The sequence below is a fragment of the Streptomyces sp. NPDC050997 genome (assembly GCF_040660135.1).
Taxonomy (GTDB): Bacteria; Actinomycetota; Actinomycetes; order Streptomycetales; family Streptomycetaceae; genus Streptomyces.
The window spans coordinates 144,204-155,845 of the sequence record NZ_JBFAGK010000015.1; the positions used below are offsets into that span (position 1 = coordinate 144,204).

The window sequence follows — 11,642 nt, forward strand, 5'->3', positions numbered from 1 at the left end:
CCCGACGACGTACGGCCGCACCAGCGTCTCCCGCACGGCACACACCTGTACCGCGCTCTGCTTCGCCCTGCCTGAAAACGCCTGTCCCGCAGGCGCCCTGAACCGGCCCGCACGCCAGCCGAGGGGAACCACCATGGCATCAGATTCATCGCTGCTCAGCATGTCCGGCATCACCAAGTCGTTCCCCGGAGTCCGGGCCCTCGACGGCGTCGACCTCGACGTCCAGGCCGGCGAGGTGCACTGTCTGCTCGGCCAGAACGGGGCCGGGAAGTCCACGCTCATCAAGGTCCTGGCCGGCGCCCATCAACCGGACACCGGCACCATCCGCTGGCGCGGCGAGGACGTCACGCTCCGCTCGCCGATCGCCGCCATGCGTCTCGGCATCGCCACGATCTACCAGGAACTCGACCTGGTGGAGCACCTCTCCGTGGCCGAGAACGTCCACCTCGGCCATGAACCCACGGCCGCCGGGTTCGTCGTACGCGGCAAGGTCGCGCGAGCGTCGACGGCGGCTCTCCTCAAGCGACTTGGGCACCCGGAGATCGATCCCACCCGTCTGGTGGGGCGGTTGTCGGCGGCGCAGCAGCAGATCGTGTCCATGGCCCGGGCGCTCTCGCACGACGTGCGGCTCATCGTGATGGACGAACCGTCCGCCGCGCTCGACCCGGACGAGGTGGACAACCTGTTCCGGATCGTCGGCGACCTGACCGCCGACGGTGTCGCCGTCGTCTACATCTCCCACCGGCTGGAGGAGATCCGGCGGATCGGCGACCGGGTGACCGTGCTCAAGGACGGGCGGGCCGTCGCCGGCGGACTGCCCGCCAAGTCGACACCGACCCGCGAGGTCGTCGCGCTGATGACCGGCCGCAACGTCGAGTACGTCTTCCCCGACCGGCCCGCGACCGTCCCACAGGCCGCCGCCGTCCTGGAGGTCGAAGGGCTGGCCCGGGAAGGCGAGTTCGAACCCCTCGACCTGCGGGTACGGCCCGGGGAGATCGTCGGCCTCGCCGGACTCGTCGGCTCGGGCCGCTCGGAGATCCTGGAGACGATCTACGGTGCCCGCCGGCCCACCGCCGGCCGCGTCCTCGTCGACGGTCGCGCACTGCGGCCCGGCAGCGTGCGCGCCGCCGTCCGCGCCGGACTCGGACTCGCTCCGGAGGAACGCAAGGCACAGGCCCTGCTGATGCTGGAGTCCGTCACCCGCAATGTCTCCGTCTCCTCCATGTCCCGCTTCTCGCGCGGCGGTTGGATCGACCGGGGCGCCGAACACGGGGCGGCCCGGGCCGCGACCCGCGAGCTCTCGCTGCGGCCCGACAACCCGTCCGTGCCGGTACGCACCCTGTCCGGCGGCAACCAGCAAAAGGCCGTCCTGGCCCGCTGGCTGCTGCGCGGCTGCCGGGTGCTGCTGCTCGACGAACCGACCCGCGGGGTCGACGTCGGCGCCCGCGCCGAGCTGTACGCCGTCGTGCGTCGACTGGCGGACCAAGGCCTCGCCGTGCTCCTTGTCTCCAGCGAGATTCCCGAAGTTCTGGGGCTGGCTGACCGGGTGATGATTCTCCGTGAGGGCCGGGTGATCCACTCCGGCCCTTCGCGGGAACTGGACGAGTTTCGCGTACTCGACCTCGTCGTGACTCCGCCGGTTCCCGAAGGAGGTGGCTTCTCAGTCGGCCGTTGACCGGCCTCATGACGGTCAAGCCCTGACCGTTGCGTGAAGGCAGTAGCCAATCTAGCGGCGTTCATGACGGGAGTTGCCCATGGTCAGCAAACTGCACTCGCCGGGATCAAAGGTCGAACAACAAGCCGATCGTGAGGCGGTTCGAGGTGGCCCATTGCACACTCTGGCCCGCGCCGACGTGCGCACCCTCTCCCTCCTAGGTGTGCTCGCCGCGCTGATCGTCATCGGCGGCATCACCAAGCCCGACGAGTTCCTCGACACCCGCAACCTCCAACTCGTCCTGACCCAGGCCTCGGTGATCGGTGTCGTCACCGTCGGAATGACCTTCGTCATCACCTCGGGGGGCATCGACCTGTCGGTCGGCGCGATCGTCGCCCTCTCCTCGGTGTGGGCGACCACGGTCGCCACCCAGGAGTACGGCTTCGCGGGCATCCTCTTCACCGCGGTACTCGTCGGTGTCGGATGCGGACTGGTCAACGGCCTGCTGATCGCGTACGGCGGGTTGGTCCCGTTCATCGCCACCCTCGCCATGCTGGCCTCGGCACGCGGGCTGGCCCTCCAGATCACCGACGGCCGCACCCAGATCGTCACCGTCGAGAACATCCTCGACCTCGGCGAGCGCGACTCCTATGTGCTCGGCGTGCCGCCGCTGGTGATGGTGTTCGCGGTCGTGACGATCATCGGCTGGCTTGTGCTGAACCGGACCACCTTCGGGCGCCGCACCGTCGCCGTCGGCGGCAACGCGGAGGCGGCCCGGCTCGCCGGCATCGACGTCCGCCGCCAGCGGCTGTACCTCTACCTGCTGTCCGGGCTGTGCTGCGGCATCGCCGCGTTCCTGCTGATCATCCTGTCCGGCTCGGGCCAGAACACCAACGGCAACCTGTACGAACTCGACGCCATCGCGGCCGCGATCATCGGCGGCACGCTGCTCACCGGGGGGCGCGGCACCATCACCGGCTCAGTGCTCGGTGTCCTGATCTTCACCACGATCACCAACATCTTCGCCCTGAACAACCTGCAGAGCGACGTCCAGCAGATCGCCAAGGGCGCGATCATCGTCGCCGCCGTGCTGGTCCAGCGCCGTACCGCGAGCACGACCTGAGGAAAGGGTTCACCGCCATGCCAGAGCCGACGTTCACGAGCCGCTTCACCAGTCGCAGAGGACTGCTCTTCGGGACCGCCGCCGTCTCCGCCGGCGCTCTCCTCACCGGTTGCACCAGCAATGACTCCAAGGACGACGAGCCCGCCGCCAACGACCGGCCGGCCGCCGACGACAAGCCCGGCAAGGCGGTCACCATCGGCTTCGCCGGCCCGCAGGCCGACCACGGCTGGCTCAACGCCATCAACGACAACGCCAAGAAGCGGGCCGAGAAGTACTCCGAGGTCACTCTGGAGATCACCGAGGGCTCGAACGACACCGCCCAGCAGATCGGACAGATCGAGACCCTGATCAACAAGAAGGTCGACGTCCTGGTCGTCCTGCCCGCCGACGGCAAGGCGCTCACCCAGGTCGGCCTCAAGGCGATGCGCGCGGGCATCCCGGTCATCAACCTGGACCGGATCTTCAACACCCCGCAGGCGTACCGCTGCTGGATCGGCGGCGACAACTACGGCATGGGCCTCAACGCCGGCCACTACATCGGCGAGAAACTCAAGGGCAAGTCCGGCGCCCGCGTCATCGAACTGGCCGGTCTGGACAACCTGGAGCTGACCAAGCAGCGCACGCAGGGCTTCGACGACGCGCTGAAGAACTACCCCAACATCAAGAAGGTGGCCCGCCAGGCAGCCGACTTCACGGTCGAGTCCGGGCAGGCCAAGATGGCCCAGCTCCTGCAGGCGCAGTCGAAGTTCGACGCGGTGTGGAACCACGACGACGACCAGGGCGTGGGCGCGCTGCGAGCCATCGAACAGGCCGGACGGGACGACTTCCTGATGGTCGGCGGCGCGGGCGCGCTGTCCGCCTTCCAGGCCATCAAGCAGGACAACGGTGTCCTGAAGGCGACGGTGCTCTACCCGCCGACGATGGCCGCCTCCGCGATCGACCTCGCCCGCGACCTCGGCCAGACCAAGGGTGTGAGCGGCCTCGCCGAGTACGAGATCCCCTCGTCGATCACGCTCTACTCGGCCGTGGTCGACAAGACCAACGTCGATCAGTACATGTCCACCGGCTTCAAGTGAGGCGTCCCGCCGAAGGAGCCCGGTTCATCGACGGACCGGGCCGCACCCCCCACCGCGCCACGACGAGGAGGACATCGCGTATGGCACAGCCGCAGCAGTCAGAGGGGGCGGGGGCGAAACGCCCGGAGACGGCCGAGGCACAGCCTCCGCAGAGGCCTGCGGCCGAGAAGCCGTCACTCCGTGTCGGCATGATCGGTTATGCCTTCATGGGTGCCGCCCACTCTCAGGGCTGGCGCACCGCGGGCCGTGTCTTCGACCTCCCCAGCCGCCCGGTCCTGTCCGTGATCTGCGGGCGGAACGAGGCCGCGGTCCGGGCGGCGGCCGACCGGCACGGCTGGGAGGCGGCCGAGACGGACTGGCGGGCCCTGCTCGAACGGGACGACGTCGACCTCGTCGACATCTGCACCCCCGGCGACTCTCACGCCGAGATCGCCCTCGCCGCGCTGGCCGCAGGCAAGCACGTGCTGTGTGAGAAACCGCTCGCGAACACCGTCGAGGAGGCCGAGACCATGGCCGCCGCGGCCGAATCGGCGTACCAGCGCGGCCAGTTGGCGATGGTCGGTTTCAACTACCGGCGGGTTCCCGCAGCCGCGCTGGCCCGCTCCATGGTCGCCGAGGGCCGCATCGGCACCCTGCGGCACGTACGGGTGACGTACCTTCAGGACTGGCTGGTGGACCCGCAGTTCCCCCTCACCTGGCGTCTGCGCAAGGAAAGCGCGGGCTCCGGTTCGCTCGGCGACCTCGGAGCGCACATCGTCGACCTCGCGCAGTACCTGACGGGCGAACAGCTCGCCGGAGTCTCCGCACTCACCGAGACCTTCGTCCGGGAACGCCCGCTGCCCGGCGGACCGACCAGCGGTCTGGCCGCGGTCTCCGCCAGCGGCACCGGACGGGTCACCGTCGACGACGCCGCCCTGTTCACCGGCCGTTTCGCCTCGGGTGCCCTCGCCTCCTTCGAGGCCACCCGCTACGCCACCGGCCGCAAGAACGCCCTGCGCATCGAACTCAACGGCGAACGCGGTTCGTTGGCCTTCGACCTGGAACGTCTCAACGAACTCGCTTACCACGACGGCACGGAACCCGGAGCGCACGCCGGCTTCCGGCGCATCCTGGTCACCGAACCCGAACACCCCTATCTGGAGGCATGGTGGCCGCCGGGCCACGGCCTCGGCTACGAGCACACCTTCGTCCACCAGGCCCGCGACCTGGTGCACGCGATCGCCGAGGGCCGCCGCCCCGAACCCTCCTTCGCCGACGGGCTGCAGGTGCAGCGCGTGCTGGCGGCCGTGGAGGAGAGCGCGGAGAAGAACTCCGTCTACACACCCGTCGCGGGCTGAGGAGGCGTACACACATGCCGCGCAGTTTCACCTTGTTCACCGGTCAGTGGGCGGACCTCCCGCTCGAAGAGGTCTGCCGTCTGGCACGCGACTTCGGCTACGACGGACTCGAACTCGCCTGCTGGGGAGACCACTTCGAGGTCGACAAGGCCCTGGCCGACCCGTCGTATCTGGACTCCCGGCGGGCCCTGCTCGACAAGTACGGGCTGAAGTGCTGGGCGATCTCCAACCACCTGGTCGGCCAGGCGGTGTGCGACGCCATCATCGACGAACGCCATCAGGCGATCCTGCCCGCCCGGATCTGGGGCGACGGCGAGGCGGAAGGGGTCCGGCGTCGGGCCGCCGCCGAGATCGCCGACACCGCGCGCGCCGCGGCCGCCTTCGGCGTCGACACCGTGATCGGCTTCACCGGGTCCGCCATCTGGCACCTGGTCGCCATGTTCCCGCCCGCCCCCGAGTCCATGATCGACCGAGGGTACGAGGACTTCGCCGAGCGCTGGAACCCGATCCTCGACGTCTTCGACGCGCAGGGCGTGCGGTTCGCGCACGAGGTCCACCCCAGCGAGATCGCGTACGACTACTGGACAACGCACCGCGCGCTGGAGGCCGTTGACCACCGGCCCGCCTTCGGCCTCAACTTCGACCCCTCCCACTTCGTGTGGCAGGACCTCGACCCGGTCGGCTTCCTGTGGGACTTCCGTGACCGGATCTACCACGTCGACTGCAAGGAGGCCCGCAAGCGGCTCGACGGCCGCAACGGCCGCCTCGGCTCCCATCTGCCGTGGGGCGACCCGCGCCGCGGCTGGGACTTCGTCTCCGCGGGCCACGGCGACGTCCCCTGGGAGGACGTCTTCCGGATGCTGCGCTCCATCGACTACCAGGGCCCGATCTCCGTGGAGTGGGAGGACGCCGGCATGGATCGGCTTCAGGGCGCCCCCGAGGCGCTGACCCACCTCAAGGCGTACGACTTCGAGCCGCCGTCGGCCTCCTTCGATGCGGCGTTCGGCGGCAACGACTAGTCCAACTCCTCGTTTTCTTCTGTGAGTTCCGGGGTGACGGCGCACCCCGGCGCAAGGTACCCGCATGGACAACCGGCCCCTTCTGGAGGCACCCGTGCACACGTACGACCGCACCACCAGCACCGACAGAAACGAGACCCACAGACGACGCCTGTCGTTCCGTAAGGCAGCCGCCCTGCTCAGCGGGGCCCTGCTGGCGGGCGCGTCGCTCACCCTCACCGCGCCGCAGGCCGCGGCGGCCGACATCGGCCCGGCCGCGGCACCCGCCGCTCCGGCCGCGGCGGCCGAGGACTTCCAGCAGGTCACCCTCGCCAAGGGCGAACCGGAGGTAGGCGAGCCCATATCGCTGGCCGTCCTCCCGGACCGCTCGGTGCTGCACACCTCACGCGACGGCGAGCTCCGTATCACCGACGCGGCCGGCAACACTCGCCTGGCCGGCAAGCTCGACGTCTACTCCCACGACGAGGAGGGCCTCCAGGGCGTGGGCGTCGACCCGAACTTCACGGAGAACCGTTTCATCTACCTCTACTACGCGCCCCCGCTGAACACCCCGGCGGGCGACGCGCCCGAGACCGGTACCGCGGCCGACTTCGCCCCCTTCGACGGGGTCAACCGGCTGTCCCGGTTCGTGCTGAACACCGACGGCACCCTCGACAAGGCCAGCGAGAAGCAGATCCTCGACATCCCGGCCTCCCGCGGCCTGTGCTGCCATGTCGGCGGCGACATCGACTTCGACGCGGCGGGCAACCTGTATCTGTCGACGGGCGACGACTCCAACCCGTTCCAGTCGGACGGCTTCACGCCCATCGACGAGCGGGACGGCCGCAACCCCGCCTTCGACGCCCAGCGTTCGGCCGGCAACACCAACGACCTGCGCGGCAAGATCCTGCGCATCAAGGTGAACGCCGACGGCTCGTACGCGGTCCCCGACGGCAACCTCTTCGCGCCCGGCACGGACAAGACACGGCCCGAGATCTACGCGATGGGCTTCCGCAACCCGTTCCGCTTCAGCGTCGACAAGAAGACCGGCATCCTCTACGTCGGCGACTACGGCCCCGACGCGGGCGCCGCCGACCCGGCCCGCGGACCCGCTGGACAGGTCGAATTCGCACGTGTCACCAAGCCGGGGAACTTCGGCTGGCCGTACTGCACGGGAAACAACGACGCCTACGTCGACTACGACTTCGCGACCAAGGCTTCGGGCGCGGCCTTCGACTGCGGTGCCCCGAAGAACACCTCCCCGCACAACACCGGCCTGACCGACCTGCCGCCGGCCCAGCCCGCCTGGATCCCGTACAACGACGGATCCGTACCCGAGTTCGGCAGCGGCTCCGAGTCCCCGATGGGCGGCCCGGTCTACCACTACGATGCCGCGCTCGACTCGCCCGTGAAGTTCCCCGAGGCCTACGACGGCGACTTCTTCGCCGGGGAGTTCGGCCGCCAGTGGATCAAGCGGATCACCAGCGACGACAACGGCACCGTGCAGTCGATCAACGACGTCCCGTGGACCGGCACCCAGATCATGGACATGGCCTTCGGCCCGGACGGTGCGCTGTACGTCCTCGACTACGGCCTCTCCTGGTTCGGCGGCGACGAGCACTCCGCCCTGTACCGCATCGAGAACGCCACCGACGGCCACTCCCCGGTCGCGCAGGCCGCCGCGAACCGCACCTCCGGTCAGGCACCGCTGAAGGCGAGCTTCTCCTCGGCGGGCACGACCGACCAGGACGGCGACGCCCTCACCTACAGCTGGGACTTCGGCGACGGCGGTACGTCGACCGCGGCGAACCCGACGCACAGGTACAAGAAGAACGGCACCTATTCGGCGACCCTGACCGCCAAGGACCCGTCCGGCCGCACCGGCAGCGCGAGCGTGCAGATCGTGGTGGGCAACACCGCGCCCCAGGTCACCCTCGAACTCCCCAAGGACGGTCAGCTGTTCAGCTTCGGCGACGCGATCCCGTTCAAGGTGAGGGTCACCGACCCGGAGGACGGCACCATCGACTGCTCCAAGGTGAAGGTCAACTTCGTCCTCGGCCACGACAGCCACGGCCACCCGATCACCTCGGCCGAGGGCTGCACCGGCACCCTCCAGACCAGCGCCGACGGCGGCCACGACGACGACGCCAACATCTTCGGTGTCGTCGACGCCGAGTACACCGACGGCGGAGGCGGCGGCCAGGCCTCGCTCACCACGCACGACCAGAGCGTCGTCCAGCCCCGGCACCGCCAGGCCGAGCACTTCAGCGACTCCTCCGGCGTCTCGGTCGTCGCCAAGGACACCGCGCACGGCGGCAAGACCGTCGGAGACATCGACAACGGCGACTGGATCGCCTTCACGCCGTACGTGCTGAGCAACGCCCAGAAGATCACCGCACGCGTCTCCTCGGGCGGCGCCGGCGGCACGCTGGAGGTCCGCGCCGGGTCCGCGCGCGGCACCCTGCTCGGCAAGGCGACCGTCCCGGTGACCGGCGGCTGGGAGACCTTCCAGGACGTCACCGCCAACCTGTCCCGCGCCCCCAGGGGCACGACCACGCTGTACCTGGTCTTCAAGGGAAGCGGCACCGGAGCCCTCTACGACGTGGACGACTTCGTCTTCACCACGAGCTGAGAGGCGGTGATCCTCATGCGCTCAACCGGGCGCTTCAGTACGGCGGTTGTGGGCGCGGCCCTGCTCCTGGGCTGCGTCTCGGAACCCGCATCCTCACAGCCCGCCACCTCGGAGTCAGCGGCCGGCGCACGGGTGCTGGTCTTCTCCAAGACGGCCGGCTTCCGGCACGACTCGATCCCCGAAGGCGTCGCGGCGGTCCGGGAACTGGGCGAGACCGGCGGCTTCGAGGTCGACGCCACCGAGGACGCGGGCGCGTTCACGCCACGCAACCTGCGGCGGTACGACGCGGTCGTATTCCTCTCCACGACGGGAGACGTCCTCGCCCCCGCCCAACAGCGCGCCTTCGAGGGGTACATCCACCGGGGCGGCGGCTACGTCGGCGTCCACGCGGCCGCCGACACCGAGTACGACTGGGAGTTCTACGGCGGCCTGGCCGGCGCCTACTTCCAGTCCCACCCGGCGATCCAGCCCGCGACGGTGACCGTCGAGGACCGGGCCCATCCGGCGACCTCGGACCTGCCGCAGACCTGGGATCGCACCGACGAGTGGTACAACTACCGCTCCAACCCCCGGGACCGCGCCCATGTCCTGGCCTCCCTCGACGAGTCGTCGTACACCGGCGGCACCATGAACGGCGATCACCCGATCGCCTGGTGCCAGACCTACCAGGGCGGCCGCGCCTTCTACACCGGCCTCGGCCACACAAAGGAGTCCTACGCCGAACCGGCGTTCCGTCGGCACCTGTTGGGCGGGATCCGGTACGCGGTCGGCGAGGCCCAGGCGGACTGCCGGCCGGAGAGCGGATACCGACCGCTCTTCGACGGCAGCCCGGCCTCACTCTCCGGCTGGAAGCAGGCCGGCCCGGGCTCCTTCGACCTGGGCGCCGACGGCACGATCACGTCGTCCGGCGGGATGGGCATGCTCTGGTACGGCGACCGGGGCTTCGGGGCGTACTCCCTGAAGCTCGACTGGAAGATGTCCGGCGAGTCCGGCGACGACAACTCCGGTGTCTTCGTGGGCTTCCCGCCCTCCGACGACCCGTGGTCCGCCGTCAACAACGGTTACGAGATCCAGATCGACGCCAGCGACGTCCCGGAGAAGACCACCGGGTCCGTCTACGGCTTCCAGTCCGCGGACCTGGGCAGGCGCGACCGGGCGCTGAACCCGCCGGGGGAGTGGAACACGTACGAGATCCGCGTGGAGGGCGAACGCCTCCGCATCTGGCTCAACGGCGTGAAGATCAACGATTTCACCAACACCGATCCGGCCCGGAGCCTCGGCGACGGACACATCGGTATCCAGAACCACGGAGCCGACGACCGGGTGTCGTTCCGTGACATCCGGATCAAGGAACTGCCCGCGAAGTCCCCGGCACCCACGGCTTCGCAGGGCGACTGAACGGCGGCGGGCGGGGGACGCCGGACCTCCGCCCGCCGTCAACTTCCCCACCTCGGGGTGCGTACGTCGTGTTCGAGAAGGAGGCTGCCCATGTCCGCGTCCGTTTCCGCACCGCGCGTCGGTGTCTGGCTGATCGGCGCCCGCGGCTCCGTCGCCACCACCGTCGTGGCGGGCTGCGCCGCCGTGACCGCGGGCCTGCACCCGCCGACCGGCCTGGTCACCGAGACTCCCGCGTTCGCCGACAGCGGCCTGCCGCCGCTGGCCTCGCTGGTCTTCGGCGGCCATGACACGGTGGACTGCCCGCTGCCCAAACGCGCGGAGACCCTCGCGGCGGGCGGTGTCCTACCGCCCGGCCTCGCGGCAGCGGTCCAGTCCGAACTCGGCGCCGCCGACCGGGAGATCGCACCCGGCGGCCCGCTCCCCGGCGACACACGGAGCGAGGAGGAACTCATCGCCGCCTTCGCCGCGGACCTACGGGACTTCGTACGACGACACGTGCTGGCGCGGGCGGTGGTGGTGAACGTCGCCTCCACCGAACCCGCGGCCGACGGCCGGTCCCTGCCCCCGAGTTCGCTGTACGCGGCGGCCGCGTTGCGCGCCGGCTGCCCCTACGTCAACTTCACCCCCTCCACCGGACTGCACCACCCGGCGCTCGCGGCCCCGGCGGCGACCAGCGGGCTGCCCTACGCGGGGCGCGACGGGAAGACCGGCCAGACACTGCTGCGCTCGGTACTGGGCCCCATGTTCGCGCAGCGGGCCCTCGCCGTCCGCGCCTGGTCCGGCACCAATCTGCTGGGCGGCGGTGACGGAGCCGCCCTCGCCGACCCGGCCGCCGCAGCGGCGAAGAACGCGGGCAAGGAGAGGGTGCTGGCCGACACCCTCGGCACCGTCCCCGAGGGCGAGGTCCACATCGACGACGTCCCCGTGCTCGGCGACTGGAAGACCGCCTGGGACCACATCGCCTTCGACGGTTTCCTCGGCGCCCGCATGATCCTCCAGACCATCTGGCAGGGCTGCGACTCGGCCCTGGCCGCCCCCCTGATCCTCGACCTGGCCCGCCTGACCGCCCGCGCCCACGAACAGGGCCTGGCCGGACCGCTGACCGAGCTGGGCTTCTACTTCAAGGACCCGGTGGGAGAGGGCCCGGCGGCGCTGGGCGAACAGTACGCCGCACTCGTGGGGTTCGCGGAGCGGTTGCGGGCCGGTGGATCCGGTTCGCGTCCGCGCGAGCGGGCCGGGGATATCCCGGACCCGGCTGCGGATGAGAGGGGGGAAGGCTGATGGCCGGCCGCACCGGACCGGAGCCCGGACACGTGAATGGCGCCGCCCGCCCTATCGTCCCCGTCGGACGCAGCGGCCCGCCCGACCCACCCCCTGCCGAAAGCCCGACCCATACCGACGAGCCGGACGCCTCCGACGTGCCC

General features: G+C 70.2%; 8 protein-coding genes. All 8 read left to right on the forward strand.

Going from position 1 to position 11,642, the window contains the following annotated elements:
- The first annotated feature begins 133 nt into the window (after positions 1-133).
- Entirely contained in the window at positions 134-1,675 is a 1,542-nt protein-coding gene (locus tag AB0H86_RS29875) for a sugar ABC transporter ATP-binding protein (RefSeq protein ID WP_362445454.1), read from the forward strand.
- Positions 1,676-1,838: 163 nt separating this feature from the next.
- Positions 1,839-2,777, forward strand: a complete 939-nt coding sequence (locus AB0H86_RS29880) for an ABC transporter permease (RefSeq protein ID WP_362445646.1) — start codon at positions 1,839-1,841, stop codon at positions 2,775-2,777.
- A 17-nt stretch (positions 2,778-2,794) separates the two neighbouring features.
- Positions 2,795-3,853, forward strand: coding sequence for a substrate-binding domain-containing protein (locus AB0H86_RS29885; RefSeq protein ID WP_362445456.1), 1,059 nt, complete (start codon positions 2,795-2,797; stop codon positions 3,851-3,853).
- An 80-nt stretch (positions 3,854-3,933) separates the two neighbouring features.
- Positions 3,934-5,190 carry a Gfo/Idh/MocA family oxidoreductase gene (locus AB0H86_RS29890; RefSeq protein WP_362445459.1) on the forward strand — a complete coding sequence of 419 codons (1,257 nt, stop codon included), beginning with the start codon at positions 3,934-3,936 and terminating at the stop codon, positions 5,188-5,190.
- A gap of 14 nt (positions 5,191-5,204) precedes the next feature.
- A complete protein-coding gene (locus AB0H86_RS29895) occupies positions 5,205-6,209 on the forward strand; it encodes a sugar phosphate isomerase/epimerase family protein (protein WP_362445462.1) in 1,005 nt (334 codons plus the stop codon).
- Positions 6,210-6,273: 64 nt separating this feature from the next.
- Positions 6,274-8,820 carry a PQQ-dependent sugar dehydrogenase gene (locus AB0H86_RS29900; protein WP_362445465.1) on the forward strand — a complete coding sequence of 849 codons (2,547 nt, stop codon included), beginning with the start codon at positions 6,274-6,276 and terminating at the stop codon, positions 8,818-8,820.
- A 15-nt stretch (positions 8,821-8,835) separates the two neighbouring features.
- Positions 8,836-10,218, forward strand: coding sequence for a ThuA domain-containing protein (locus tag AB0H86_RS29905; RefSeq protein WP_362445468.1), 1,383 nt, complete (start codon positions 8,836-8,838; stop codon positions 10,216-10,218).
- A 90-nt stretch (positions 10,219-10,308) separates the two neighbouring features.
- Complete coding sequence (locus AB0H86_RS29910) at positions 10,309-11,499, forward strand: inositol-3-phosphate synthase (RefSeq protein WP_362445471.1); 1,191 nt, start codon at positions 10,309-10,311, stop codon at positions 11,497-11,499.
- Positions 11,500-11,642 lie beyond the last annotated feature (143 nt).